The sequence below is a fragment of the Vibrio sp. FF266 genome (genome assembly GCF_041439695.1).
Lineage (GTDB): Bacteria > Pseudomonadota > Gammaproteobacteria > Enterobacterales > Vibrionaceae > Vibrio > Vibrio tasmaniensis_A.
The window spans coordinates 303,439-329,864 of the sequence record NZ_JBGOOO010000003.1 but is presented as its reverse complement, the minus strand read 5'-3'; the positions used below and the strand labels follow the sequence as shown (position 1 = coordinate 329,864).

Genomic DNA, 26,426 nt, shown 5'->3' with positions numbered 1-26,426 from the left:
TTCAACACTTGGGATTTAGTGTTGGCTACGCAACACCTTAATCCTTATTAGTTAGCCGTAATTGTTAGGGAAATATGCAGGAGCATTGTTTTCAATGCTAATCATTAGCTCGTGTGCTATTTGTCTCATGCAAGCTAGTTCCGCACGCCCTTTGAATGCTTCTTCAACGTTACCATCACTAAAGTTCCAACCAAGAGAGTTACGCCTAGATAAGTCCATATAAGACTCTTCGAGGGATGGATCTACGTGAGCGCCTCCATCTGTATTAGCTACATTATTGACTAGTTCTCTACGTGAGAATGTTCTTCCTCGATTATCTTTTAGTACAGGTTCATTCCACCACTTAGAAAACTCCACCTTTCTTGGTGGAATAGGACCCCCGCCCATTTGAACTAAAGGTGTATAAGACCCACCACTACTGTTAACCGTACCACCAACCAGATTGCATTCTGTAAGAAGATTTGTTGGGCTCAAAGGTCCGGCAGAATCAAAAAATCGTTTATTTCGCAACCCGAGTTGTTCAAGCAATGATCGGGATTGCCCATGATGATGCAAGAGTACTCGTAAACTCAAAGCTATATGCTTCCCTATAGCTTCAAGACCATCATCGTAGCTTTTGCAAGCATGTTGGAGTATTTGAAGCTGTTCTTTTAACTCGATCTTTAAGTCTTCCTTAGAACGAGAAACTCTACTTTTCTTTGACATAATTTATTTATTACCCTTAGAGAGTATGTAGCTGATATTTTTTACGGCTAACGCCCATTTAAGGGGCTGATAATAGTTTGCTAAAATTGTGTAGCGAAGCGAAACCGAGCAAACTGTTAGCAGTCCCGCTTTAAATTCTTGTTAGCCGTAGTGTGCTTCTCTATGACAATTTGGACAAATAGCAATAGCATTTTCAACAGTATCATCACCACCTTTCGCTAAAGGAATTTTATGATGAACCTCTAAATATGGGCTACCATCTGATTTACGCTTAAATGGAGCTGTTTGGTGGCATTTTTCACAATTGTCCTTTGCTCGATAAAGAACCTCTGCAACAACGTCAGGGTTTCGATTATAAACAATAGTCGATACAGTTTTCTGAGTTGGCTTCGCACTAGCAGACTTTAGACGTTTTTGACGTTCATGTTGCGACGACTTTGAAGAGCGAATGACTTTTTCTCGGAAACTATCAAGGACACTGTCAAAAGTCTCGTCTTGAAAGTCTAAAAAAGACATCAATATCTCAGAAACCTCAGGTTCAATGTGTTTTTGAAAAGTAATTCCTTGAGCACAAAAGTGTTTCTGAAAATTACTCCAACCTTTATTTCCTCCGGTAATTACAGGAAGTTCATCACTTAACTTGGTATCATTTAAAATTATATACTCGGATAGTTTGGACTTGTTTTCTAACTCAAAACGGTATGGAAAGACATTTGTAATATCATCATAGTGTTTAGTGATCTCGAACACACCACACAAACGGAACTTTGAAGCTTTAGCTGGCTTTTGAATAACAATAACTTTTGAACCAATAGCAACCTTATCTCTCTTACTTTTACTCGTCAGCCCGTAGCCAAACTCCCATTCAAAATCTTTATCATTCTTCGGTCCGTGATAAGCATAATAATACTTCATTAAATCTCCATACTTTTGACTACGGCTAACGCCAAGCTAAGTGGCTAACAAACCGACCACCTAACTCAATTTGACCACCATAGACACAGGACTCAACCGAAACAAAACCGCCAAACGTTTGTTAGTCCGTCTTTAGCGCCTTGTTAGGCATTTGGTAAATTGAATGACATTACATTATTGCAATGACTGCACTTTATTTGACTAAACTTTCTTAATTCGAGTTTGTCAGCATAGATTGTCTTAGTGCAAAAAGGGCATTGCCCAGAAACTTCGTTTGGATTTCCACCAAAAATAATGCTGCCGCCAGGAGCAAAGCCGATACCGCTGCCTTCAACTGAAACCGAACCCTGCGTGCTAATACCTTGCATTGACACAGCACCTTGCGCACCTTGGAAAGTTGTGTCATTTACGATATTCCGACTATTTCCGGTAGCATGTAACAGCGTACGTTCAGAGTTTACGGTTGTACCTTGTAATCGATTTGTACTCCCAGTGCGAGCTACAAACTGTGAAATATCAGCATGTACAATCGAATTTACCAACTCTTGATAGCTTTCGTTTTCTGTCAACACAGAAAACTCTTCTTGTGAACTGCCCAGTCGATTTATAAATTGCTCACTCAATTGTTTTAACTCTGGCTTCGATTCAATCGTTTTAGCGATTTCTTGAATTGACTCTTCTAAGCTTTCAACACGAGAAACCATACCATTTTCTTGTTTGACGGCATCCCATATATTTTCAAGCTCAGCTTGAAACGCTTTGTCACTCATATGCCTGTCTAGTGCCATACCAGTTTGTTGAATTACAGGTATTGGCAATAAGCTCATACAAAAGCCAAGAAATCTCATTGGTTCTTGGATACCATGCTTTTCCCATAGCCTTCTAACAGAATTGGATGCCGCTTCTATTTTGTTATTTTCTGACAACTTAATTTCCTCATTTGTTATTGATTAAGCGCTTAAATGCCTAACAGTTCTTAGACAGAAAAATTCTGCATTTAAATATAGAATATTTCTATCTAGTTTCTTATGCCATCAATTGTACTAAATTTCGTTCATCTATAACAGTGACTTATGATGTGCGCATTGAAATTCAACAAGCAAATATAGAAACTTTCTATCTAGTATGATTCACATTAAAATCATCAGGTTATGTACATAGAAACAGTATCTAACACCATGTAAATCTGGCGTTCTTCCAGAGCAAATTAGCCCCTGTAAATCCAATGCTTGACCCTATACGGTAAGGTGTATATATTGTCGCCCGCCCAACGGGGCACATCCTAAAATGCACACCGGCCATCCTGCCATCATTCGTGTATTTATATTGGTGTTGTGAACTTCCATGCTAACGAAACTTCGTCCTTTTACTCTTGAATCGGGTGCACTTATGCATCTTTCGGTTCCAATCATTTTGACTCAAATAGCGACCCAAGCGATGGGATTTGTCGATACGACAATGGCTGGCCAAGTAAGCCCTGCCGACCTCGCCGCTATTGCACTCGGCACAAGCCTTTGGATTCCTGTATTGCTGCTACTACGTGGTGTGATTATGGCCTTAACACCCGTTGTTGCTTACCACCGCGGTGCACGCGACTTTCAAAGTATCTCTGTTGAATTCTTCCAGATGGTTTGGTTGGCATTAATTGCTAGCGTATTACTTATCGCTTATTTAGTGAGTGCGAAACCGATCTTAGAATGGATTGGTGTAGCCGCTGAGATCATTCCAATCGGTAGTGACTATGCGTTTGCCCTCGCCTTCGGTGTTCCAGGTATTGCTCTGTTCTACACCTTGAATGGTTTCTGTGAGGGTATGAACAACACCAAAGTACCAATGATCATTTCGGTAGTTGGTTTGTTGGTGAACATTCCGGTCAACTACGTGCTTATCTACGGTAAGTTCGGCTTCCCTGAAATGGGTGCTGTGGGTTGTGGCTGGGCGACAAGCTTGGTTTATTGGTTAATGTCAGGAATGCTGTATTCCTACATTAAAGGTCATCACCACTACAAAACCATTATTAGTTTTGCAGACGCTAAACCAAAAGCAAAAGAGATGCTTCACCTTCTAAGATTAGGTTTACCTATCGGGATGAACATCGCTGTATGTGGCAGTATCTTTGCGGTAATCGCACTGATGATTGGTCGTATTGGTGCAGAGAACGTAGCAGCCGCACAAATTGCACTTAACATCTCGAGCCTAACTTACGTGATTCCAATGAGTATTTCGTTTGGCATTACGATTCGTGTTGGACATGCTTTGGGTGAGAAAGACGAACTAGGTGCAATTGAACGCAGTAAAGTCGGTATCTTAGTTGCAGCGTTAATTTCATTGCTTTCAGTTGCGATGTTCCTTTTGTTCCCTGAGTGGATCATCAGGCTTTACACTACCGATCCTGCGATAAGCGCAACGGCAGCGGTATTGTTGACCTTTACTGCTATGTATCAATTCAGTGATGCTCTGCAAACCTCTGCTAACGGCGCATTACGTGGCTATAAAGATACTCAGATCCCGATAATGTTAGCCATCGCTTCATACTGGGGCTTAGCATTACCACTGGGCATGGTGCTCGGGCTAACAGACCACATTGTTCCAGCAATGGGTGAAGAAGGCTTTTGTATTGGTATTCTAACGGGCTTGAGCGTTTCAGCGACGCTGATGTTAATTCGCTTACGATACGTGATTAAGAAGCGCGATTTACTGCCTTCAATTAACGCAGTAATTCGATAATACTGGACTTGTAAGCCAATACCACACCGGAAAGTAAATACAAAAAAGCGCGTTACTGCCACTAGGCAATAACGCGCTTTTTCTTTTTAAATTGGACTGTATTTATCTGTTTATCGCCAAATATGAACCAGCCACAATCATTATTCCACCAGCACTTTGATTTAGTCGTTTATGTGCGCGTGGCGTTTTAAGTAAACTCGCCATTCTGCCAGCCCCCATCGCAATCAGCATTAAACCGGACATCAGAGCAACCGCCGCTAAAACAGAAACCAAGACGATATCTTGTGAACGTAAAACCGTCAGGTCAATGAACGTCGGCAAGAATGAAATATAGAACAGAATCACTTTCGGGTTTGAGGCTGAAATCAAAAAGCCTTGCGCGAAACTAGCGAGTTCTGATTTCTGACTTTGTTTGGCAGCGAGCTCCGCTGAACCTTGCACTTCAGGTAGGCTCTTAAACATCTTGTAGCCCAAGTAAATCAGATAAGCAGCACCAAGGTAACGAATCACCTCAAAAGCAAACGACCAGTTCTCAGCAATCGTCGCTAGGCCAAAACAGGCAAGCGCAAGATAAATAAGGTCACTGCAAATCATACCTAACGATAGCGTGATGCACTTTCGCCAACCATTAACCATGCCTCGAGCTAAAATGGCAAATACGCCAGGCCCCGGAGTAATACCAAATATAAACATGGCAATAAAGAATGTAATCGCACCTTCTAGTGACATTAGACTGTCCTTATCTATAACCGAACATAATTGATCATGAACGTATCATGGAGTTTCGATTCGGGTAAAGAACATTTTTGACTAAGCGCGTTTAACACAACTCATGTTTTGAATAAGTGTGACACGTAATTTCCCCACCAGCCCCACCAGCCCCAAACATAAACTTAAACTTGAACTTGAACCAGTCACCAAAGTGTTTTTCGTTAAGACACAAAAAAGGCGAACCTAGAGGCTCGCCTTCGAAAACAATGATAGAAAATCAACGTGACAAGATTAGTTAGCGATTGGAGACAGTAACTCTGGGTTTACGACTATATTTCTTACACCGTGGGCGTGGTCTTCGTTAAAGTCATTACCTTCACACCAGCTACCCACTGTCGCGATATTTACTTTCGCGACTTGTGGTCTAACGCTCCATGTTACTTGGAAAGGTGAACCTTTCTCATTGTAACCAGGACCCGTTGTAGAACCTGCATATTGAATCGCTGAACCCGTATTTTGTGGAATGTTGGTTGCTTGGTGCAAACCATCCACTTTAGAGTGCTTAGTCAATGCTTCGAAATCGAGTGCTTTGTCATCATTTACTAATACATAAACTTGGGTTTCTACACGCAGTTGCGGGTTGGTAATTGCATCGTTAAAACAAGCGCCCAGTGTTTCACCCGGTTCAACTTGCGCCGTTGAATAAACATAGTGAACTTCAATGGTGTCGCCGGAATGCAAAGAGCCATGATCGCTCGGACAAACCTTGCCCTCAAATGGTTTCAGCTCAGCTGAACTCAACTTACCAGTGTACTTAAAGCCACTTTGGAAGCCCTTTCCATCACCATTACCAGCGTATTGGGTAAACTCACCACCTTTGTGCTCAGCGTTTTTATGGAAGTGAATATTACATAAATTCATGGCTGTTGAATCTGGTGCATCCGAAAACAGTCTGGTATTTGTTCCTTTCAATGAACCCAAATCTCGTGGGGCTTGCGGGCCAAAACCTTGCCCTTGGGTATTTTCAGAAAGCTTCGCTCTTTGTTTTGCGATAACACCATCTGAGACAGCTTCATGGATTACGTCAGATGCATTTGCTTGAGCAGATAACATCACCATCGCGACGCTTAAAAACACACTCTTGTTGTTCATATTTCTTCCCTAGAATATTGATAATAAAACCTAAACACCGGATGTAGCGGCAAATATATTACTATGCTCACAAGTGAGTATAAGAGTTGTCTTTGTAAGATTAGATTTCATTGCTTACTTTGGGATGAGTATTAGAACCCTCGATGTATAGAACAAGTCAAACACAGTAAATACGGCTACTCCCTTCCAGAACGAGTAATTTCCTACTTTGTTAACTGTCCCCTGACTCAGCGGCTTGATAAGCGATCAATGCATATAAAATGCAACAACGACAAGGTTTGTAAGATCAAAAAGGCGAACCACTTGGCTCGCCTTCACGTCTCATTCTATCTATTAGATTGGTGTTCTTGGTTAACGGTTTAACCATTACCGGTGGCAAATATCCCAAACGTCATGACGTTTAATGCATCTGTCACGCCCTCTAGTGATTTAATCACGGTCTTAGTCGGTTGGTTATGACGAATAAAATAGCTTCCGATGCCTTTTTCACCGCTACTGTTAGCATCGCTTTCAGTTGTTTCCGTCGCTGCTATTTGAGAGGGTTCCACAGATTCTGGCTCTGCATTGGCGCGAGTTATCGTGTCTTTATTTGAATCAAGGTTTGAGTTTGATTCATGATCAGTTATTGGTTGATGATTAACGAACGATTCATGGGAAGGTTCAACGTTGGTCTCAGCACTTGTATCAATTGCGACATCGATATTACTCTCTTCTTCCAAGCTTTTCGACATTGCGTCTTCGTTGCTCAATGTATTGTCGTCTAGCTGATTATTACTCGTTGAAGAGCAAGCGGTTAAAAAAAACAGGCTAACGATGAATGTGAGTAAGTGTCTCACCATAATGATAAATATGACTTCAATAAAACATTGTTCGATTGTAGTTTATTTGAATTCCCATATCCAGTGCCAGAGATTAAGGATTAAGGCGATCGTAAGCGGAAGCAATTTAAGACTCAAATCTAGTAATTTGAAATCTCAATCAAGTTACCGTCAGGGTCTCGAATATAAATAGATTGAATCTTTCCCATCGCACCTGTTCTAGCTATTGGGCCTTCCTCTATTACAACGCCTTGGCTCTCAACGAGCTCAATAACTTCAACGAGAGGCGTGTTAGATATAAAACATAGATCCGCACCGCCGACTTGCACACATCTAGCCTTTGGTTCGAACTCATTACCGAATTGGTGAAGGTTTATCTTTTGATTGCCGAACGACAACGCCAAGCGGCCTTCACCGAATTGGATGGGTTTCATGCCTAACACGCGCTGATAAAAATCCACCGTCACGGTTAAGTCTTTAACGGTTAACACCAAGTGATCTAAATGACTGATTTCCAATTTAATCATCCTTGTTTCGTCGTTACTGAATATTGCATACTAAGTGCTAATTAACGCTAAGCCACATACTCTAATGTTGGACGTGCCAACACAAGATAAGCAAGCAGCCCTACTTCTCACTTTAGTGATTAAAGAGAGCACCGATTGCGCTCCCTTTTTAGATTAATCAGAAGGCTTACAAGATGTTCAGACCAAATAGCTCTTTAACATCAAACAATACGGTCTCTGTTCTTTCTCTCGATACCTGAGTTCCTTTGCGCAAAATATCAATGAGCTGTGCTTTATCATCTAACAATTCAGCTCTGCGCGATCTAATCGGTCGGATCATCTCTTGTAAGCACTCTTCCAACACTTTCTTAGTCTGCCCGTCCCCTAACCCGCCTCTGCGGTAGTGATCTTTTAGTTCATTGACGTAGTGAGCGTCAGTGTGGAATGCATCGAGATAGGTGAAAACGATGTTCCCTTCTACTTTGCCAGGATCTTCAATTCTTAGATGGTTTGGGTCGGTATACATAGATTTGACTGCGGCTCTGATCTCTTTCTCTGTCGCACCTAAATTAATCGCATTTCCCATCGACTTTGACATTTTGTTTTTGCCATCCGTGCTTGGGAGACGAGAGGCATTGCTAAGCAGTGGTTTGCACTCATTCAGAATTGATTTGCCAGCTAGAGAGTTTATTTTTCTCACTATCTCATTGGTTTGTTCTAACATCGGCAGTTGGTCGTCACCGACAGGAATCAACGTTGCGTTGAAAGCGGTGATATCAGCCGCTTGTGAGATTGGATAAGTGAGAAAGCCTGCTGGAATTGAACGGCCAAACTCTTTGTTCTGAATCTCACTTTTAACGGTTGGGTTACGTTCCAAACGAGCGATAGACACAAGGTTGCTATAGAACATGGTGAGCTCAGCCAACACAGGTAACTGTGATTGTAGGCAAATCGTGGTCTTGGTCGGGTCAATACCCACCGCAAGATAATCAGCGACCACATTAAGAATGTTGGAAGAAACCTTCGAAGGATTATGGGCGTTGTCGGTAAGCCCTTGCATGTCAGCGACCAATATCGTTTGGTCGTGAATATGCTGCAAAGAGACTCTTTGTTTAAGTGAACCGACGTAATGACCCAAATGCAAAGGCCCAGTAGCTCTATCGCCAGTCAGAGTGATTTCAGGCTTGTTGGTATTGTTCTTACTGCCAATATTATTGTTGTCGGTATGGCTGTTTGAGTTGGTATTCATGGTGTATCTCCAAGTTAAAAAGGCTACTGGAGATAAAAAGAGGCGACATTTTTGATGACATTCTTAGCTACCGTCCAGCAGCTAAAGAATGTAAGTATTCCGTGCTGCTCTATTGAGAGCACCACCAAAAGAAAATTGAAGTTGAAGCAGAATTAAATTTCATGGTTAAAACCTATCAACAATACAGACGAGCGACAACTGTTATTTACGCGCACCAAGAAAATAGGTCTTAAGATTAACAGGTTATAGGCTTAATCTTTACTGGAACACAGTTCAGTGATTCGGTCACACATGGCTTGGTTAACTGTGAAGTGGGTGTTGAGGAACGCTAGTTGGGCAAGTGCCGATTCAGCCGTGCGCTCGTAACCTTGGGTAAAGGTTGGTAGCAATTGAGCAAACTTAGGAAAGCGTGCTTCTAGCCTTCTATCCGACATAAATTCATCAACGAATTCAGGCTCAGAATGCTCAGTTTGATCCACAAGATCGATCAAACGATCAAGTGCGTAAGATTGAACGAACCGACTGCCCGACAGCTTTTCGCCTCGATTATAACGAGACATGCCGACATAAAGATTGGTTAGAGCCTCACCAATGATCCACTCTTCGGAGTTAGTATCTGCCTCCCCTTTTACTGGTGGGATACAGCACTGAGTATCAAATTCAGGTTGCTGCCAAACAATGCGCCCTTCAGCAAATGGAATATGCGCTAACTCGTGGGATTCAAACACCGCAAATTCGCAAAAGATTCCGTCAGCGTACAGGACTTTATAGCCATCGACGGTATTTCTCACCGCGTAGTCGATTGGGTGAATGTCTGAGAGCCAATGCAAGCTGTCTAAGAAATACTGCTTATGCCCCGTTTGTACTATCGCGAAAAAATCGACATCTGAATACTGATCAAGTCGTTCTGTTTCAATACCTACCGAGCCCAATCCCAGTAAAGCATGAGCCTTACCCGATGCTTCCAAAGACTCCCCAATCGCATCTAAACGCTGTAGTAATTTTTCTGGTGTGTTTATATGTCTTGTCTGTATCACTTTGTCCGTCTGCATTGCTCAATCCCTATCAAGTTGAATGCCACTCAACCTAACTGATAGTTAGAACATCTAAGAAGCTTAATTTATAAAATGTGTGTTTTGGATAACGATCTGCGCAAATTATTGTTTGAATTACGGTGGGATTTAGAGGTGAGAAAGAGTGTGTTCAAGCTATAAACAACACTCTTCTATCATGACTTATCTTTTTAGCAGCTTATATTTGCAACAACTGATATTTACAAACAATTAAACGATAAAAGATTCAGGGTTAAGCCGATGACTTCGCTAAGTAGGCTGCCATTTCTTGTGGTGGCACCATGCCTCCGCCTGTCGCCCACACAAGGTGTGTTGCATTCGCTAGCGTCGACTCATCAATTTCTAGACGAGTAAGGTATTCACTATTTTGTTCAACATGAATCGCACCCGGCATACCTGCTAGTGCAGAAGGCTCAAGTTGAATGCTCTCTGCTTGGTTCAGTTCGCCTAACAATTGGTACATGCGTTCATCGGTTAATGTGTAATAACCATCAAGTAAACGCTCCATCGCGCGCCCCACAAAACCTGAAGCCCGACCCACCGCCAAGCCGTCTGCTGCGGTTAGATTATCAATACCGAGATCTTGGACTGCGATTTCGTCATGCAAGCCGGTATGGACACCCAACAACATACAAGGCGAATGGGTCGGCTCAGCAAAAATACAGTGTACATGGTCACCAAAAGCCATCTTCAAGCCAAATGCCACACCACCGGTGCCGCCACCGACTCCACATGGCAAGTAAACGAACAGTGGGTGTTCTTTGTCGACGACAATCTGTTGCTGATCAAATTGCTGTTTGAGCCTTTGTCCTGCCACCGAGTAACCAAGAAATAGAGTTTGAGAGTTTTCATCATCAATGAAAAAGCATCGTGAATCTTGTTCTGCTTCTTTGCGCCCTTGCTCTACCGCAACACCATAATCTTGTTCATACTCAACGACGTTGACACCATGCTCACGCAGTTTGTTTTTCTTCCACGCTCTCGCATCAGCAGGCATGTGAACCGACACTGTAAAGCCTAACTTGGCACTCATGATGCCAATCGACATGCCTAAGTTACCCGTAGATCCTACCGCAATGCTGTATTGTTGGAAGAAGTTACGAAATTCAGGTTCGAGCAACTTACTGTAGTCATCGCTCTCACACAGTAACCCAGCTTTAATGGAAAGCTTCTCGGCATGCGTTAGTACTTCATAAATGCCACCACGGGCTTTGATTGAACCTGAAATCGGCAAGTGACTGTCTTTTTTCATCATCAAACGCCCTTTGATAGGCTGCTGATAATGCGCTTGCAATACTGATTTCATAGATGGAATGTCAACAAGCTCAGACTCGATGATGCCATTGGTCGCTTGTGTTTCAGGGAATGCCTTCGCCAGATAAGGGGCAAACCTTTGTAATCGGACGCTTGCATCTTGAATGTCCTCTTCACTTAATCCCACATAGGGCAAACCTTGCTCTAACGTCGTGATGTTTGGGTTAAACCAACTCACTTCTTCTAGCGCTATAAGTTGTCTTAACAACGGGAAATCGTTGGTGATCTTCTCTATATTTAATTCACTTTTTGGGTTCAAATCAGTCATGGGTGACCTTCTCTGGTATAGCGCCATCATCTCTGGTACTCAGCAATCTGCGCTCGTACAAACATTTGGTTTTGAACCTATTAAAACGGTATTTATACCATTATTCAATGACCTGTAATTAACTAGGCTTGCTTTGCTCGATACGCCTTGCGACTTAATTGCTCACCACTGTCTTGATGTATTCACTAGGCGATAAACCAAATTTTCCTTTAAAGCGCTGACTAAAACGTCCTTCCGATTGGTAACCGCAAGACTGAGCCAACATCGCCACATTCTGCTGTCCGTTTTGCATCAGATAAAGTGCGTGACTCAACCGAACTTCAGCCAACACCTCACGATATTGCATACCTTCCAGTTTGAGCTTTCGGATAAGCGTGGCGCGACTCATCGCAAAGCGCTCTGCTACCGACTCTAACGGATGTTTCTCGTCCGGTGAATGCGAAAGGTAGTGGCTAAGTTTCTGGCTAAACGAAACGTTTGAGCTAATAAACAATCGATGCAACACGCCCTTCTCGGCTAATTGCTGATACAAACCCTGCAACCAAAATTGTTGGGTTTGTTCACTCATGCTCTGACGATCAAACGAAAACAACGCATTGAGAGAATCTTGCAAACCTCGCTCTGCTTCCACGGTGGGTAAATCCAGTTCATTTGCTCGATCCTCACTGAGATCGAGCATTGCTTGCGTCGGTTGGAAATGAAAACTGAATACACGCGAAAGGAAACGTCCTTTGTGGGGCATGTTCTCAAAACTCAATGACGCTGATGCCTCACACAACAGCAGCTCAGAATGTGAGAGTTCTGCCGCTGAGTCTTTCCAAAACAGGCGCTTACTGCCTGTAATGATCTGAATAATACTAGGGGATAGTATCCTCACATTACGCAGTTTTTGTAACTGCTCTGCACGAAAGATCGTCACTTGATATTGATGATTCATCTCATCCCCTTATTTGCTTATTTGCTTATTTGCTTATTATGTAGGTGTATAAGCTTTTAACGTACATAAGCTATTAGCGTGTATAAGTTGCCGTCAGTTTCGCTTTGTCTAAAGCCATGCTGTTCAACGTGAATCCAACCACAGCCGATGGCGTGTTTTCGTCTAGGTTGAGCTTATCCGTTGGCAATGCCCAAACCGTGAATTGATAACGGTGCATACCATCTTTTTCTGGAGGACAAGCGCCACCGAAACCTACCGTTCCATAATCGATGCGGCCTTCTTTGCCACCCACTTTAGAGATATCGACACCGCGAGGTAGCTCGCTCACTGTTGCTGGAATATCAAACGCCACCCAGTGCCAGAAACCACTTTCAGTTGGTGCATCTGGATCATAAGCCGTGATTGCAAAGCTTTTGGTTCCTGCTGGAGCATCTTTCCACATCAACTGCGGTGACAAGTTCTCGCCATCACAGCCCCAACTTGAATATTCAAACGTCTTCGCCATTGGGTGACCTTCTTGAATATCATTACTCGTTAGTTCGAATGCCTGAGCCGAGCCAGCTGTTAAGATACTAAGTGCCAATACTGATTTAATGAGTGTTTTCATGGTGGTTCCTCTGATTAGGTATGAGCCCAGTATAGTCCCCTCCATCCGCCCAAAAATGACAATAAGTACACAATTATCTAGTTTAATCCATTCAAATGATACTTACTGTATTTTTAATTTATTATTTTAAAACATGACCCACTCGACAATTTGTTGTTAAAGGAACACTTGTTGACATTCAGGTTACAAATCACGTCCAAAACTCTTTAGACTCGCCCCACGACTTTTAACGAGAATGATTGGATGCGCAGGTTTACCTTAGCCCTTGGCTTGATCTTTTGGCTCCCAACTCTAGCCAATGCCCAAAGTTTGCAAGATAAGTGGCAAACCCTGTATCAACTGAGCTGGCAATCATCCCCAATCCTAGTATCTCAACAAGAGTTGGCTCAGTATCCGAAAGTTCTGCTTCATGAACGTAGCCGCTATCCTGATTTCAACCAATTCAGTTGGGACGACATCGCAGCGTTAGCGTCAATACAAGATCACTGCCGAGCGATTGAAAGCAATAACCCTTCATTAGATGACGCCATCGAGTTTGAGCTCGCTTTGTGTCAGCAACAAGCATTGGATTCCATTTGGTTTGCAGCACACTCCAAACGACACCCTGCAGGTGGCAGTTTTGCTGATCGTTATTTAGCCGCTTACCCAGATGTGACCGAGCAGATACGCCCATTTTTGAGTCTTACCAACCCTCAGCATCCTTTATATAGCAAGCTAGAAAACCTAAGTGCACAAGGCAGAGAAGCACTGCTCAGTGGATACCGAGCTTGGCAACAGGACGATGTGCTTTGGTTAAGTGGCGAGCAAGGCTGGAAAGCCATTCCCTTAGATGTTTGGCAACCTATTGCAGAGCGGCAAGAGGTATCTTTGACGGGTGAAACCTGTACTTTTCGTTACAGCAACGTGTGCTTAAGCGAGCCTAGCAATGACAATCTGATCATGAAAACCTTGATCTTTACATTGCTGTTAACGTTGCTTTCCGGACTCGGTAGAGTCTTATACCTAAGAACAAAACAACGAAAAGAGAGGCAGTTCGTTTTACAGCTTCTTACTCATGAACTGCGCACGCCCATTACTAGCCTAGGTCTAACCGTCGAAATGTTTAGAAATCGCTACGATGAGTTTTCTGATGAAACTCAAAGTGCGGTTTGGCGTTTAATCTCTGACTATCAAAGGCTCTCTCAACTCACCGAAAACAGCAAAGTGTATCTAAGTTCGGATCAGTCAGAGCCTTTGTTGAAGCAAAATGCATCATTAGAAGAGTGGCTCGATCATGTATGTGAAAAGCACAATATCGAGTATCAATGTGATTCAAGTGATGCTGAACTTAACCTACCGTATTACTGGCTAACCATCTGCTTAGATAACTTGATTAAGAACGCTAAACAGCACGGTATAGGTGAGGTTTTGGTCAAGGTAGAACTCGCTGATAAGCTCAGGATTGAGGTGCAAGACGAAGGTCACTTCCCTTCTTTTCTGCAACGGTTTGTATCTCGAGCAACACCGAATATCAATCACAGACAAGACAACATGGGCATTGGCCTGACTATTGTCGAACACTTGATGAAACAAGCGAATGGCCGTCTCATTATTCTTCGTAACCCAACCCGATGTATTCTGGAAATTGCTTATGAACACCCTACTGCTGATTGAAGACGACCAACTGCTTGGACAAGGCCTCGTCAGCTTCTTTGAATCCAATGGTTACCAATGCCTTTGGGAGAAGGATTCAGAGAGTGCCAGTCAGCAATGGTTCCGCGCCGATCTAGTGATACTGGATCGACAACTCGAAGACGGTGACAGCTTGCGACACCTGCCGAACTGGCTACTCCTCAAAGCGCTTCCTGTGATTGTGTTAACCGCTAAAGTGGAAGTCCAGCAACGCGTAGAAGGCTTAATGGCGGGTGCGAAAGATTACGTGACTAAGCCATTTTCGAACGACGAATTGCTCGCTCGAGTCATTACCCAGCTTCGTCCGCTAGGTGTGAGCCTCTTAAATTACGCAAATATCCAGATCAACTTGTCGGAACGGATCGCTTATCTGGATGAAAGCCCAATCACGTTGAAACCTAAGGAGTTTCAGCTATTGGTACTGTTTGTTCAGAACCAAAGTCGTGTGTTTCACCGAGATGAATTACTCAATAAAATTTGGGGGTATCAGGCCTTTCCTAGTACCCGAACTATTGATAATCACATACTGCGCTTACGCCAGAAGCTGCCAACATTGAATATCGAAACACATCGCGGCGTTGGTTACCGCTTGGCCGGGGAATCATAATGAAAGTTACTTCGTTAGCCGCACTGATCTGCACATTGCCGCTCGCAAGTCATGCGGCTTGGTTTACTGACACGCTATTGCAGCACACCTATCAATCGTTGCTTGATGGTCAACCTCAAGTTGCGTGGCAAGAGCTACAAATCGCACTCGATCAACAAACACTCGATAGTGAGCTTTGGTTGCCAGTTAAACAAGAGATACTGAGCCAAACTCAATGCGGAACTTCACTAAGACAAGACACTGAGACGAAACATCACATTCAAGTTAGCTTCATTCGACGCTACGGCCTTTCATCGCAAGGTTATCAAATCAAAGTCGCTGCAGAACAACTCAGTGAAGACATGAAAACCCAAACACAACCTATCTCTCTGGTCTCCCCTAAAGGTAAAGTCCTTCTCGATGGACAACTCGCTTCTAACAATGAGTATCAAGAGATTGAGACCGGTGAAATGTTTATCAAACCCGAATCTGGTGTTTATCAACTAAGGATAGGTTCGAACCACTATCCTATTGTTGTCGCTTTAGACAACAGCAAGCGATGGTTAACACTCGAAAGTAAACTCAGCGAACCACATATCGTGATCACGCCACCGAAGGTGATCGACAACTGCCCTAACGCCAATGTGAGTTGGCAATGGTTCGATGAGAACTACAACCTGTTAGGCTACAAAGTGCCAATCAAGACAGCGCAAGCACCCGTTCCCACAGAAAGCCCACTAGGGACTAATGCTAAACACTTGAGTGCTTCGGTTGAAATGTTTGAATACCAAGGTACGATTGAAGTCCAATATGTGCAGCGTGTCACGGTGCCTTTCTAATGGAATGCTTTCAGAAGAAGATTAGAAACTAGGTAATGCAGAAAATAGAGACATATAGGTGACAAAGCACTAGCGCTACTTGGGTGTAATAACCGTACTTACCCTTTACGGAATCTAGATATGCTCAGCGTACGTCACCCACTCAATCTTTCTACTTGTGCCATTGTAGCTTTAACAACAGCTTGTCTGTTTTCATCCAATGCACAAGCGAGCCAAATAACGCTCACCAGTAATAGCAGCGTTAGCGCTAACACCACTACCAGCAATACAGTCTCTATTTCATCGAATACTTTAGAGATAGATTGGAACGGCTTAAGCGTTAACAGCGGCGCTCTCACCGTTGATAACCAACCACAGAAAGTGACGAATCTAGTCATTGGTCTTTCCGATAAAACTAACTCAGCAAAGACCGCAACTTGGACCTTAGTACCTAGTGGGATAAACATTGAGGCAGAACTAAATCAAGATCAACTCACTTTTCAGTTCAGCTTCCCTTCAAATATACAGGTGAAACGTAACCAGCCCGTAGAGTTGGCGTGGTTTGATCTTGCAGAACAACAAACTCAGACCCTATTTCTTCCTTTTAGCGAAGGCATGCGTGTACCTACAAATAACAAGCTTTGGGGTAGTTATCTAGTCGACAACCATTCAGGAAGTAACACCACTCAAGACTTAAAAATGCCATTTTGGACGGTACAACAGAATGATCAATTCATCAGTTATCAGTTGATTAACCCGACAAACAACCAATTGTTCTTTTCTGATGTATCGTCGGATACGTCCTCTGATGAGAAAACCAAGATTGATATGAGCGCTTCACACCAATTTACAACGCTGAATCAATCACAGCCTTTTACGGTTCGGATAACACTTGGAGGTTCTTGGTTAGATGGCGCTAAACTATACCGTGATTGGCGTATTGAGAATGGTCTCTCTGAATCGCTTGTCGAAAAGCAAAAGCGTAACCCAGATGTGAATAAGCTAATCGGCGCAAGCCACGTCTACTTGTTTGGTAAAGACCCTTTGAGTATCCAAGATGTGAGCGACTGGTGGGGATTAAACGCTTGGTATCTAGAGGACTCACAATTAAACATTTCAAGTGAAGCGAAGCGTGAGTTATCCCCTCTGTCTAAAGGCAAAGATTGGTTTAGCCAGTATCACAAACAACTGTTGTTGGACTCTATTAACCAGTCATTACAAAGCTTGTATCCTGTTGCAACGCCAACACTGTCTGATAACACCATAAAAGCTCAACACACCGCTGCTCAGAGCAAGAAAAGCTGGTTGATTAAGCATGCCTCTTCTTATCTCAATGCACCGGATACTTGGGGACAAGCCTTGTCATCAGGCATGGTCAACAATCTAAACAAAGCGGGCTTGAATAAGCTTTGGTTAGGTTTTGATAACTGGATGCCAGCATTCTATCAACCGAATGCAGTAGAACTGGCTAAGCAATCTGGTTATCTGGTTGGAACCTATGACTCCTACAACACAGCCATCCCTGCGAAGCTCAATGACAACTGGCTAACCGCCCAATTACCAAAACCGATGCGTGAAAGTTGTGCGATTGAAATGGCGGATGGCAGCCTAAAAAAAGGGTTTCGAGGAAACGGTTTTTACTTGAACCCGAATTGCCATTTGGATTATGTAAAACAGCGCGCCGTAGACATCATGCGTTTTGGTCACTTCAATAGCCTGTTCCTAGATGTTGATGCGACTGCGATGGCGCGTGAGGACTACAGCGATAATAGCAGTGAGACGGATATGCTTTCTGCCTTCAATAACCGAATGCAGTGGTTAAGCGATCAACCCGATTTGGTGCTTGGTTCTGAAGATGGTAATAGCCTGACGACAAAAGGCATCGCTTTTGCACACGGCTTAGAAACGGTCGGCTTTGGTTGGTCAGACAAAGAGATGAAAGAAGACCTACAATCACCTTATTACTTGGGTCGTTGGTATCCAGACCATAAACCTGACTTTTTCTTCAAGTCAGCTAAGGTCAAAGAACCCTACAAGTCATTGCTGTTTTCGCCTCAATACCGAATTCCACTATACCAAACCGTATTTCACGACGAAGTGATTAACACACACCACTGGCATTCAGACAGCTTGAAATTCACCAATGTGAAAGCCCATCGTGATTTGACTGCCATGCTTTACAACACGCCAGCCATGGTTCACTTAACACGAGATGAAGCGTTATCGAGCTCAAGTCCAAGGCTTAAGGCTTTGAAGCACTATCAAGATGGATTTGAGCCAATACATGAGCAGCTATGGGATAAACAATTAGTCGATTTCATATGGTTAGACAAAAGCGGCGAAGTTCAACAAACCGAGTTCAGTGACGGGAGTAAGATCATTGCCAACTTCTCTAACAAGGCATTTCGTTACAACGGTATCGATATTGCTGCCCTATCGGTCAAAGCTATATTGGCGAATGGGCAAGTCGTCGACTGGCAGCCCAATCATAGTTAGCTTCGATACGGTTTAGACAAAAACGAATAATAGGAAGCTTAAGCACTTATTTAACCGCTAATGTTCAGCCCGTTACTTGTGCTTCCTATTTTGAAAAGCAGTCAGTAGATAGTCGATAAAGACCTTCTTACGTTTCGGCATCAACTGTCTGTCTGCATACACTAGGCTTACTGAAACTTCTGGCATCTCATATTCAGGTAACAAGCGAATCAGCTTACCTGTCTTGAAGTGTTCCCGACAAATGAATTCAGGAAGCACCGCCAAGCCGAGCCCATCCACACACGCTGTTAGGCATGCCGTGATGGTATTCACCCGCAACTGACACGGTAGATCGATCAAAATCGACTCACCGCCTTCTAATTGCAAATGCCACTTAGGTAGACGTGCCGCCTTGTTCACGACCTCAATCATCCTAAATGGAGGCTTAAGGTCATCGGGTGAAGAGATTTCACCGAACTGTTCTAAATACTCAGGGCTGGCTACCAATACACGCTTCGATGTTGTGAGGTAACGAGAAACCAAGCTCGAGTCCACTAGCTCACCAATTTGTGCGTAAAGATCGATCCCCTCCGCAATGATGTCGACTTCTCGATTCGATAGTTCTAAGTTCAAAGTCACGTTTGGGTGCTCTTTTAGGAAACTGTGGATGTATGTGGCTAATACTTGATGCCCCAATTCGACAGGCAACACAACATTCAACTGCCCTCGGATCAAATCCTGATTGGCAGAAACCTCTAACTCAGCTTGGTTCATGATCTCTTGCATCTGCATGCTCGACTGATAAAAGCGCTCACCCTCTGGCGTTAAAACTAAACTTCGTGTCGAACGAGTGATCAACCTCACACCTAGGTGCTGTTCCAGCTCGTCTAGCTTTCGGCTGACGGTCGACTTGGTCATGTTCAATGCTTCAGCTGCGTGCGTGAAACTCCCACAATCAACAACTTGTGTAAAAACAGTCACAGCATTTAAGTCCATCGTACTTCTCCCAAAGCCCTATTAGTAAGATTCACGCAACAGTGTTTCCCTTTTTTCCTATCTTATCAATCAATCGAATTCATTTACAATTCGTTACATCTAAATAAAAACAAAATGAGAAATAAAAAATGACAGAGAACAACAACGCTTCGCAATCAGTAAGCACAAAAAAACGTAAAAAAGCTCCGCTTATTGCTACTGCGATCATGCTGTCATTAGGCCTAGCTGGCGCCGGATATTGGTACGGCTATGGCCAATACTTTGAATCTACCGACAATGCCTACCTACAAGGCGACATCACGAATATAAGTCCGAAGGTGTCGGGTTATATTGTTAAGTCTTACGTGAGTGATAACCAATCGGTTAAACAAGGTGACTTGTTGGTTCAAATTGATGATCGTGATTACCAATCGGCACTTGCTCAGGCGAATGCGCATTTAAGCGTCGTTCAATCAAGCGTACACAACCTTATCGCTCAACAAACGTTACAACGTAGCCAAATAAATCAAGCCGAGAGCCGTGTTGATTCCGCACAAGCTGAATACGAGCGTGCAATCCAACAAGTAGTGCGTTCTCGTAGCTTATTAAAGCGTAACTATGCTTCGCAAGATGAAGTCGACAGCATGGTCGCACAACAAAAAGTCACCCAAGCAGAACTTGAAGAAGCGAAAGCAAACCTTGTCGCAAGTAATGATCAACTAATCGTGATTGCGAGTGAAATCGAACAAGCAAACGCATCCGTGACTGAAGCTCAAGCACAAAGAGATCAAGCACAACTTAACCTTGATTACACCAAGGTTTACGCGCCAGCGGATGGCGTGATTGGTAAACGTAGCGTCCGTGAAGGCTTGCTGATTCAAGCAGGCGCGCCACTTATGAGTTTGGTACCAAACAACCAAGTGTGGATTGAAGCTAACTTCAAAGAAACACAGCTAAGCGGCATTCACAAAGGCCAAACGGTAGAAGTCGAACTGGATGCCTTTCCGGGACAACCACTCGAAGGCGTTGTCGACAGCTTCTCCCCTGCAACTGGTGCAAAGTTTGCGCTACTGCCGCCAGAAAACGCGACCGGTAACTTCACTAAAATCGTTCAACGTGTGCCGGTGAAAATTACGATTCCAGATCAGCAAGAGTTGAAAGGTCGACTGCTTCCTGGTTTGTCTGTGGTAGCGACCATCGATAAACGAGGCTAGACCATGAGTAACGCTGGGGTAGTCACCCAAACTAATGATGATGACGAGGTTTCGAGACGCCATTGGATCGCCCTATTTGGCGGCTTAATCGGCGCGTTTATGGCGATCTTGGATATTCAGATCACCAACTCGTCTCTCAAAGACATTCAAGGTGCGCTATCTGCCACCTTGGATGAAAGCTCGTGGATTTCTACGTCTTACCTAGTCGCAGAGATGATCGCTATCCCACTCAGTGGTTGGCTTTCTAAAGCGCTCGGTAAACGCCGTTATATCACGTGGACGACGGCCATTTTCACCATTTCATCTTTGTTATGTTCGTTCTCTTGGAATATGACCTCGATGATCGTATTCCGAGCGATGCAAGGCTTCAGTGGTGGCGCTTTAATCCCGCTTGCTTTCTCGTTAGTGATTCAGTTATTACCTGTTAACAAACGTGCTGTGGGTATGGCACTGTTTGGCGTAACCGCGACCTTTGCTCCATCGATCGGCCCAACATTTGGTGGTTGGTTGACGGAGAACTTCTCGTGGCACTATATTTTCTACATTAATATTCCGCCTGCTTTGCTTGTGATCACCATGATCCGATATGGCTTGGATGATGAAAAGCTCGACCTTGGCACGTTGAAAAAAGCCGATTGGTTTGGTATCGCCACCATGGCGTTAGGGCTAGGTTGTTTAGAAGTGGTACTAGAAGAAGGTAACCGGGAAGAGTGGTTCAGTTCGAGCTTTATTATTGGCTTGAGTATCGTGTCGGCGGTGAGTTTGGTTTACTTCGTGATAAACGAACTCCAACACAAAAAGCCATTGGTTAACCTGCGGCTATTGCGGGATGGGCAGTTTGCTATGTCTTGTATCGCCTATTTGATTTTGGGGATGGCGTTGCTTGGCTCTATCTATGTGCTGCCGATGTATCTCACTCAAATTCAGCAATATAACGCGATGGAAATTGGTGAAGTGCTAATGTGGATGGGTTTCCCACAACTTCTGATATTCCCAATTGTGCCCAAGCTAACACAGATCATTAAGCCTAAGTACTTGGTGACCTTTGGCTTCGCAATGTTCGGTTTCAGTTGTTACGTGAATACGCACATGACAATCGATTTTGGTGGCCAACAGCTGATTTTGTCTATGGTTCTGCGTGCTATCGGTAGCCCATTTATTATGGTTCCGCTGTCTTTGGTTGCCATGAAAAACATCAGTAAAATGGACACGCCAGACGCATCAACGTTAACCAACGTAATGCGCAACCTAGGGGGTGCTTTCAGCATCGCGATTATCGCTACGCTACTCGACAACAAAACCCGTGAGCATCTGGCTCACATCAAGGAGTCGTTACCTTCCGTGAGTCAACTTGGTTGGCAGACGCTTCAGCAACAACAAGCATTTTTCATTCAGTCAGGAAGTGATGCCGCAACGGCGATGCAACAAGCGCAAGCAAGCTTACTTGGTACAATGCAACGTGACGCTGCCATCATGGCTTACAACGATGTGTTCTTAATGATGACGGCGTTCTTAGCTCTAGCTGCAGTATTGATTTTGAGCATGCGTGATTAGCGCTAGTTTTTTAGTTAGTAAAGCTTCAAAAAAGGCTACATTTCGGATAAAAAATCGAGTAAGAAAACAGAGAGGTAAGCTTATCGGCTTACCTCTTTTTTATTTCTAAAACACGGATAACCCCACAAAAACAAGGTAAACGTAGACTGCGTTTGAAGGCTTTCATAAATGTTATCGAATACTCTTTAATTACCAATAGTTTATTGAGTGTTTGTATGTGATATAGGCACCTTGACAATGTGCAACCTGACACCTAAATTAAACATAACATTTGGTATTGAGGAAAATGGATTTGACCTTACCAACAGACCTGCGGGTTTTGATTGTCGACGACTCTAAGAGCGCAACAATACTTATTAAGCAGCAACTCTCGAGCTTGGGCATTTCACATGATTGCATCTTTATTGCGACCGATTATCGACAAGCCATCAAGGCGGTTGAGACGCACTCTTTTCATGTACTCCTCATCGATTACCACTTAGAACAGTCTTTTACTGGCTTTGAGCTGTTGGGGATTCTGTATCGAAACAGGCTCATCGATCATACAGTCGCCACGATTCTTGTTTCTGGGGATATGCGTCAGGAAACCGTATTGACCGCCCTTTCTGGCGAAGCACATCACTTTGTTTCTAAACCGATCAATACTCAATCTTTAGGCAAGAAGATTCAAAGTGCTGTGTCCGTTTCGAAGAAACTCACTCAACTGAATGACTTATATCCGGTCACTAATCTGGAACGATTGACACAAGCGTTGGCGATCTCCCCTAATGGCAATAGCGTTCAGTTTGAAGCGACGTTGATTGAACACTTAATTGGAGGCAAAGAATGGGATTTGCTTTCAAGCACAATCAACAACTCGAACACGAAAATGCACCCGACTAAATTAGTCGCAGAGGCATTAATTCTAGACAGCTTGGGTAAACCGAACCTAGCCATAGAAAAGCTCCACAATTACCTGATTGCTCAGCCGTTGTCATTAAACGTTATTGATTGTTTAAGCTGCATTTATGAAAAACATAATATGTTACTGCCCGCACTTAAACTGGCCATAAGAGCGTTTGAAATGACGCCTAGCATCAGTCACCGTGCGATAAGAGCAATCGACTTGGCAGAAAACGTCGACAACACCCTGATGCTTATCAAGCTTGGTGAGATGTACGCGACGCATATATCGTCTGCCGACATTGATATTATTCATTCCATTAGCGCTCACTTCAGTTCATTAAAGGCGACCTACCAACGTGAGACACAATTAAAGTACAAACGTATTCTGTTGGAACATGCTAATCAATTCACAGAGTTGGTAAACCTCAAACTTCCGGTAAAACAACAGCAACAAGTTCTGGCCAGCCTTGCCCTATTTCAAAGTAATATTTTACTCATTGAGAACAGCCCTCAAGTTGCTCACAAGAAAGTGATTCGAGCCTCGACACTGTTAGCAAATAACTTTTACAACCAACCCACTCACTTATTGCTTCAATTGCTGCATCTTTTAACTCACTTTGGCGAGTACTCCCTGTACCACTTAGTTGCTGAGTGCTTAAAAGCTCGAGGGGAGACAATAAACCATCAACTCGAATCACAAGATGTAGACCCTTCTACTTGTGTAAATATCGAAAATTCCGATTCCATCCAAGAACTAAAGGACTACATTCACAATTACCCATATTCAATTGCGGCGAAACTTGACTATATATATGCCGTCCATAAAGCTCATATAGAAGAAAACCTTAGACACGAATACTTGAAACAGCTCGCACAGCTAGAGCTTCCACCAAGATGGAGCCAATGGCTCAGTGATTCATTAAGATCTGGTTTTTCTACTAAGCCGCCCAGCCCATTTTCAACATACAGCCGACAGGAGTCTATATGCTAGATTTTGATGCCTTAAATGCCTACTTAGATAATGACAAAGAAGTGATTTTCGCTGTGTTGTCTGTGTATCAAGAAGACCATGGCAATTCATTAGAAGAGATACAAGAACTGGTACAGCAACAGGATTGGGGCAAGCTTCATTTTACCGTGCACACATTAAAAGGCATATTAGCCAGCTTCGGCGAAGAAACCGCCACCGTGGCCTTAGAAAGAGTCGAGCAAAACACACTTAATAAGCTTGCACCTCAAGATGATGATCTTTCTGTTATCTACAGCGAAATGAAGATCATCAACAAACAAATCGATGAGGTGCTCAGCACTTATTAGTCAACTCACTGAGCTTTTAGTATTCCGTAACAGCTTTTAGTCTCCACTAATAGTTTTATAGTTTTACGCAGCAAACAATGTCAGCTGAACAGGTTAAAGAGCTGAGGTACTTTGGCAACATGGAACCTCGACTCTTGCCACGTTCTCCTCATTTTCCCTATCAATTATATAGCCGCCCGCTCCTATAAATTCACTCGGTTTATCTACATACGCCAATGCATAACACATACTTTATAAGCTATGCATGTTCATGTTTCCTATGAAAAACCGACACGTTCGATGAGATGTAAAATGGTTAAATACTTGTAGATCTTTTTGTGACGTAAGTATACGAAATTGCATTTTATTTATTGGTAAAGAAGAAACTGTTATCTACACTCTAATGAAACCAAGCGTTAATCACTTGGTGGCATAATAATAAAATAAATAAAACGTTCAGTCGGCTAAAAAAGGACAAGGAAATGAACAATGACAGTTTTGCTGCGTTTCAGGGGCTCACGGATGACACACCCATTAAAGAATCATTTTCTACCACTGCAGAACCTTATGCTCACTATCTAAAGGATATCGTGGGGATTGATCTGCTGTCGCGTGAAGATGAGGTGTATTACGCAAAATTGAATCGCGCTGGTGACAAGCAAGCACGTGACATCATGATCGAATCAAACCTGCGACTTGTTGTAAAAATCGCAAAGAGTTACCTAAAACGTAAAGGCAACAACTTCACGCTGCTCGACCTGATCGAGGAAGGTAACATCGGCTTAATCAAAGCAATCGATAAATACGACCCCGAACCCGGTTATCGCTTTTCGACTTACGCCGTATGGTGGATTCGAGAGAATATTGAAGCGGCATTGATGAATAAAGGTCGTACTGTCCGATTGCCCGCCCACGTATGCAAAGAAATAAATAGCCTCGCGTCCAAGAAGCTCGATGTAAGTAAAAAAATGAGTAAAGAGATTTCTATTTCAGAGTTGTCAGACAGCTCTGGCGTTAAGGCAAAACGTGTCGACCAACTCGTGGCGCTTAGCGGGTTTATTGACGTGACAACAACGGTTGGTATCAGCCACGCACCAATAGTACTTGAACAGTGTGAAAGTGAGTATATCCCTGACCCGCAAAAAGATTGTGAAGATCAGTCTTTTACCCAAGCTCTAGAGCAAATAATAAACACACTGCCACCCAAATTACAGAAGGTTCTCATTCACCGTTTTGGTTTCTTTGATAACAAGGTGAAAACACTGTCTGAGGTGGGACAAATGCAAGATGTGAATGTTTCTAATGAGCGTGTTAGACAAATGCAGAAAGAAGCAGTCGAGAGAATTCAAAAACGACTCAAATTTGATGGTTGGGTGTAAGTCTCAACCCTACTGATAAGTTATAACGACAGGAAAGAACAATAACGTTAGACAAAAGCATCGTTAATTGAGAGCAACAACGTTAATTAAAGAAAGAACCTTAAGGGTGAGCCTCAAAGCTTGCCCTTTTTGTTTGCCTAATTCGGTAGAAAAACAAAAAGATCGTAAGCACACGAACCCTAAATGGCTAATCGCTATTGGCAAATGCCACAGCATTCACTTACCTTAAAGAAGTGACTCGCTCACTGCGTAAAATGAGATAATTGATGTAAGTGGTTTCAAGGCAATCTTGTTCCCACACAGATAAAATCCGCTTAGCCGCAAAATAATAATCTTTGTTTCTCAACAGCATCCCAACAGTGCCGCTGAGCTTTTCAAATCGAACGTGATCGATCGCAGAGATGTAGTCATCTTCACTTTCAATAATGGGTGCTAAACCATCAGTAAACCAATTATTCAATATTTCTCGCATCTCTAATTCGGACTCAGGCACATCCACACTCGACAACTCACGATGTTGAGGTGGTGGTACGATGTACTTCGACGCTTGCGGTGAACTGACATAACGATACATGTCGTCCCTCCTTTCTA

Annotated in this window: 24 protein-coding genes; 10 read left to right on the top strand and 14 right to left on the bottom strand. The window is 43.3% G+C overall.

Going from position 1 to position 26,426, the window contains the following annotated elements; translation table 11 throughout:
- Positions 1-51: 51 nt before the first annotated feature.
- The 3 genes from ACED59_RS04650 to ACED59_RS04640 form a co-directional block, all read right to left on the bottom strand.
- Positions 52-705: a hypothetical protein gene (locus ACED59_RS04650; protein ID WP_017097913.1), complete on the bottom strand. Its 654-nt coding sequence runs from the start codon at positions 703-705 to the stop codon at positions 52-54.
- A 141-nt stretch (positions 706-846) separates the two neighbouring features.
- A complete protein-coding gene (locus ACED59_RS04645) occupies positions 847-1,620 on the bottom strand; it encodes an HNH endonuclease (RefSeq protein WP_017097912.1) in 774 nt (257 codons plus the stop codon).
- A gap of 143 nt (positions 1,621-1,763) precedes the next feature.
- Complete coding sequence (locus tag ACED59_RS04640) at positions 1,764-2,546, bottom strand: hypothetical protein (protein WP_017097911.1); 783 nt, start codon at positions 2,544-2,546, stop codon at positions 1,764-1,766.
- A 418-nt stretch (positions 2,547-2,964) separates the two neighbouring features.
- Here ACED59_RS04640 and ACED59_RS04635 point away from each other — a divergent pair, with 418 nt between their 5' ends.
- A complete protein-coding gene (locus ACED59_RS04635; RefSeq protein WP_017097910.1) occupies positions 2,965-4,347 on the top strand; it encodes an MATE family efflux transporter in 1,383 nt (460 codons plus the stop codon).
- A gap of 102 nt (positions 4,348-4,449) precedes the next feature.
- On the opposite strand, the gene ACED59_RS04630 is transcribed toward ACED59_RS04635, so the two are convergent.
- The 9 genes from ACED59_RS04630 to ACED59_RS04590 all read right to left on the bottom strand — a co-directional run bounded on the left by ACED59_RS04630 (position 4,450) and on the right by ACED59_RS04590 (position 12,982).
- Positions 4,450-5,076, bottom strand: a complete 627-nt coding sequence (locus ACED59_RS04630; protein ID WP_017097909.1) for a LysE family translocator — start codon at positions 5,074-5,076, stop codon at positions 4,450-4,452.
- A 273-nt stretch (positions 5,077-5,349) separates the two neighbouring features.
- Positions 5,350-6,210 (bottom strand): delta-class carbonic anhydrase, encoded by an 861-nt coding sequence (locus ACED59_RS04625; protein WP_017097908.1) that lies wholly within the window; start codon positions 6,208-6,210, stop codon positions 5,350-5,352.
- 359 nt (positions 6,211-6,569) lie between these two features.
- On the bottom strand, positions 6,570-7,049 hold the full coding sequence (locus ACED59_RS04620) for a hypothetical protein (RefSeq protein ID WP_017097907.1): 480 nt from the start codon (positions 7,047-7,049) through the stop codon (positions 6,570-6,572).
- Between the two features lie 119 nt (positions 7,050-7,168).
- Positions 7,169-7,555 carry a VOC family protein gene (locus ACED59_RS04615; protein WP_017097906.1) on the bottom strand — a complete coding sequence of 129 codons (387 nt, stop codon included), beginning with the start codon at positions 7,553-7,555 and terminating at the stop codon, positions 7,169-7,171.
- A gap of 166 nt (positions 7,556-7,721) precedes the next feature.
- The gene (trpS, locus tag ACED59_RS04610) at positions 7,722-8,783 is read right to left on the bottom strand and encodes a tryptophan--tRNA ligase (RefSeq protein ID WP_017097905.1); all 1,062 of its coding nucleotides are present in this window, start codon (positions 8,781-8,783) and stop codon (positions 7,722-7,724) included.
- Positions 8,784-9,034: 251 nt separating this feature from the next.
- On the bottom strand, positions 9,035-9,835 hold the full coding sequence (locus ACED59_RS04605) for a hypothetical protein (protein WP_017097904.1): 801 nt from the start codon (positions 9,833-9,835) through the stop codon (positions 9,035-9,037).
- 253 nt (positions 9,836-10,088) lie between these two features.
- On the bottom strand, positions 10,089-11,438 hold the full coding sequence (locus ACED59_RS04600; protein ID WP_029223940.1) for a D-serine ammonia-lyase: 1,350 nt from the start codon (positions 11,436-11,438) through the stop codon (positions 10,089-10,091).
- Between the two features lie 154 nt (positions 11,439-11,592).
- Entirely contained in the window at positions 11,593-12,375 is a 783-nt protein-coding gene (locus tag ACED59_RS04595; RefSeq protein ID WP_017097902.1) for a helix-turn-helix transcriptional regulator, read from the bottom strand.
- Between the two features lie 73 nt (positions 12,376-12,448).
- Complete coding sequence (locus ACED59_RS04590) at positions 12,449-12,982, bottom strand: YbhB/YbcL family Raf kinase inhibitor-like protein (protein ID WP_029223939.1); 534 nt, start codon at positions 12,980-12,982, stop codon at positions 12,449-12,451.
- A 243-nt stretch (positions 12,983-13,225) separates the two neighbouring features.
- On the opposite strand from ACED59_RS04590, the gene ACED59_RS04585 reads away from it, so the two are divergent.
- The 4 genes from ACED59_RS04585 (at position 13,226) to ACED59_RS04570 (ending at position 18,553) form a co-directional block, all read left to right on the top strand.
- Entirely contained in the window at positions 13,226-14,635 is a 1,410-nt protein-coding gene (locus ACED59_RS04585) for a DUF3404 domain-containing protein (protein ID WP_017097901.1), read from the top strand.
- The gene (locus tag ACED59_RS04580; protein WP_017097900.1) at positions 14,613-15,260 is read left to right on the top strand and encodes a response regulator transcription factor; all 648 of its coding nucleotides are present in this window, start codon (positions 14,613-14,615) and stop codon (positions 15,258-15,260) included. Before ACED59_RS04585 ends, ACED59_RS04580 begins: the two co-directional genes overlap by 23 nt.
- Complete coding sequence (locus ACED59_RS04575) at positions 15,260-16,078, top strand: DUF2861 family protein (protein ID WP_017097899.1); 819 nt, start codon at positions 15,260-15,262, stop codon at positions 16,076-16,078. The genes ACED59_RS04580 and ACED59_RS04575 overlap by 1 nt, the downstream gene beginning before the upstream one ends.
- A 120-nt stretch (positions 16,079-16,198) precedes the next feature.
- Positions 16,199-18,553 carry a glycoside hydrolase gene (locus ACED59_RS04570; RefSeq protein WP_017097898.1) on the top strand — a complete coding sequence of 785 codons (2,355 nt, stop codon included), beginning with the start codon at positions 16,199-16,201 and terminating at the stop codon, positions 18,551-18,553.
- A 72-nt stretch (positions 18,554-18,625) separates the two neighbouring features.
- On the opposite strand, the gene ACED59_RS04565 is transcribed toward ACED59_RS04570, so the two are convergent.
- The gene (locus tag ACED59_RS04565; RefSeq protein ID WP_017097897.1) at positions 18,626-19,528 is read right to left on the bottom strand and encodes a LysR family transcriptional regulator; all 903 of its coding nucleotides are present in this window, start codon (positions 19,526-19,528) and stop codon (positions 18,626-18,628) included.
- A gap of 128 nt (positions 19,529-19,656) precedes the next feature.
- On the opposite strand from ACED59_RS04565, the gene ACED59_RS04560 reads away from it, so the two are divergent.
- The 5 genes from ACED59_RS04560 to ACED59_RS04540 all read left to right on the top strand — a co-directional run bounded on the left by ACED59_RS04560 (position 19,657) and on the right by ACED59_RS04540 (position 25,835).
- A complete protein-coding gene (locus ACED59_RS04560; RefSeq protein WP_009844998.1) occupies positions 19,657-20,721 on the top strand; it encodes an HlyD family secretion protein in 1,065 nt (354 codons plus the stop codon).
- 3 nt (positions 20,722-20,724) lie between these two features.
- Positions 20,725-22,275 (top strand): DHA2 family efflux MFS transporter permease subunit, encoded by a 1,551-nt coding sequence (locus tag ACED59_RS04555; protein WP_371704925.1) that lies wholly within the window; start codon positions 20,725-20,727, stop codon positions 22,273-22,275.
- Between the two features lie 286 nt (positions 22,276-22,561).
- Positions 22,562-24,151, top strand: coding sequence for a response regulator (locus tag ACED59_RS04550; RefSeq protein WP_017097895.1), 1,590 nt, complete (start codon positions 22,562-22,564; stop codon positions 24,149-24,151).
- A complete protein-coding gene (locus tag ACED59_RS04545; RefSeq protein WP_017079133.1) occupies positions 24,145-24,477 on the top strand; it encodes an Hpt domain-containing protein in 333 nt (110 codons plus the stop codon). Before ACED59_RS04550 ends, ACED59_RS04545 begins: the two co-directional genes overlap by 7 nt.
- A gap of 461 nt (positions 24,478-24,938) precedes the next feature.
- Positions 24,939-25,835 (top strand): RNA polymerase sigma factor RpoD/SigA, encoded by an 897-nt coding sequence (locus tag ACED59_RS04540; protein ID WP_017087197.1) that lies wholly within the window; start codon positions 24,939-24,941, stop codon positions 25,833-25,835.
- Positions 25,836-26,055: 220 nt separating this feature from the next.
- Here the strand turns inward: ACED59_RS04540 and ACED59_RS04535 are convergent, their stop codons facing one another.
- Complete coding sequence (locus tag ACED59_RS04535; RefSeq protein ID WP_017097894.1) at positions 26,056-26,409, bottom strand: hypothetical protein; 354 nt, start codon at positions 26,407-26,409, stop codon at positions 26,056-26,058.
- Between the last annotated feature and the right edge of the window lie 17 nt (positions 26,410-26,426).

What these genes read in the sequence shown, in the direction of transcription:
- ACED59_RS04650 (WP_017097913.1), bottom strand. Translation starts at nt 705, where the DNA reads ATGTCAAAGAAAAGTAGAGTTTCTCGTTCTAAGGAAGACTTAAAGATC.
- ACED59_RS04645 (WP_017097912.1), bottom strand. Translation starts at nt 1,620, where the DNA reads ATGAAGTATTATTATGCTTATCACGGACCGAAGAATGATAAAGATTTT.
- ACED59_RS04635 (WP_017097910.1), top strand. Translation starts at nt 2,965, where the DNA reads ATGCTAACGAAACTTCGTCCTTTTACTCTTGAATCGGGTGCACTTATG.
- ACED59_RS04630 (WP_017097909.1), bottom strand. Translation starts at nt 5,076, where the DNA reads ATGTCACTAGAAGGTGCGATTACATTCTTTATTGCCATGTTTATATTT.
- ACED59_RS04625 (WP_017097908.1), bottom strand. Translation starts at nt 6,210, where the DNA reads ATGAACAACAAGAGTGTGTTTTTAAGCGTCGCGATGGTGATGTTATCT.
- ACED59_RS04620 (WP_017097907.1), bottom strand. Translation starts at nt 7,049, where the DNA reads ATGGTGAGACACTTACTCACATTCATCGTTAGCCTGTTTTTTTTAACC.
- ACED59_RS04615 (WP_017097906.1), bottom strand. Translation starts at nt 7,555, where the DNA reads ATGATTAAATTGGAAATCAGTCATTTAGATCACTTGGTGTTAACCGTT.
- trpS (WP_017097905.1), bottom strand. Translation starts at nt 8,783, where the DNA reads ATGAATACCAACTCAAACAGCCATACCGACAACAATAATATTGGCAGT.
- ACED59_RS04605 (WP_017097904.1), bottom strand. Translation starts at nt 9,835, where the DNA reads ATGCAGACGGACAAAGTGATACAGACAAGACATATAAACACACCAGAA.
- ACED59_RS04600 (WP_029223940.1), bottom strand. Translation starts at nt 11,438, where the DNA reads ATGACTGATTTGAACCCAAAAAGTGAATTAAATATAGAGAAGATCACC.
- ACED59_RS04595 (WP_017097902.1), bottom strand. Translation starts at nt 12,375, where the DNA reads ATGAATCATCAATATCAAGTGACGATCTTTCGTGCAGAGCAGTTACAA.
- ACED59_RS04590 (WP_029223939.1), bottom strand. Translation starts at nt 12,982, where the DNA reads ATGAAAACACTCATTAAATCAGTATTGGCACTTAGTATCTTAACAGCT.
- ACED59_RS04585 (WP_017097901.1), top strand. Translation starts at nt 13,226, where the DNA reads ATGCGCAGGTTTACCTTAGCCCTTGGCTTGATCTTTTGGCTCCCAACT.
- ACED59_RS04580 (WP_017097900.1), top strand. Translation starts at nt 14,613, where the DNA reads ATGAACACCCTACTGCTGATTGAAGACGACCAACTGCTTGGACAAGGC.
- ACED59_RS04575 (WP_017097899.1), top strand. Translation starts at nt 15,260, where the DNA reads ATGAAAGTTACTTCGTTAGCCGCACTGATCTGCACATTGCCGCTCGCA.
- ACED59_RS04570 (WP_017097898.1), top strand. Translation starts at nt 16,199, where the DNA reads ATGCTCAGCGTACGTCACCCACTCAATCTTTCTACTTGTGCCATTGTA.
- ACED59_RS04565 (WP_017097897.1), bottom strand. Translation starts at nt 19,528, where the DNA reads ATGGACTTAAATGCTGTGACTGTTTTTACACAAGTTGTTGATTGTGGG.
- ACED59_RS04560 (WP_009844998.1), top strand. Translation starts at nt 19,657, where the DNA reads ATGACAGAGAACAACAACGCTTCGCAATCAGTAAGCACAAAAAAACGT.
- ACED59_RS04555 (WP_371704925.1), top strand. Translation starts at nt 20,725, where the DNA reads ATGAGTAACGCTGGGGTAGTCACCCAAACTAATGATGATGACGAGGTT.
- ACED59_RS04550 (WP_017097895.1), top strand. Translation starts at nt 22,562, where the DNA reads ATGGATTTGACCTTACCAACAGACCTGCGGGTTTTGATTGTCGACGAC.
- ACED59_RS04545 (WP_017079133.1), top strand. Translation starts at nt 24,145, where the DNA reads ATGCTAGATTTTGATGCCTTAAATGCCTACTTAGATAATGACAAAGAA.
- ACED59_RS04540 (WP_017087197.1), top strand. Translation starts at nt 24,939, where the DNA reads ATGAACAATGACAGTTTTGCTGCGTTTCAGGGGCTCACGGATGACACA.
- ACED59_RS04535 (WP_017097894.1), bottom strand. Translation starts at nt 26,409, where the DNA reads ATGTATCGTTATGTCAGTTCACCGCAAGCGTCGAAGTACATCGTACCA.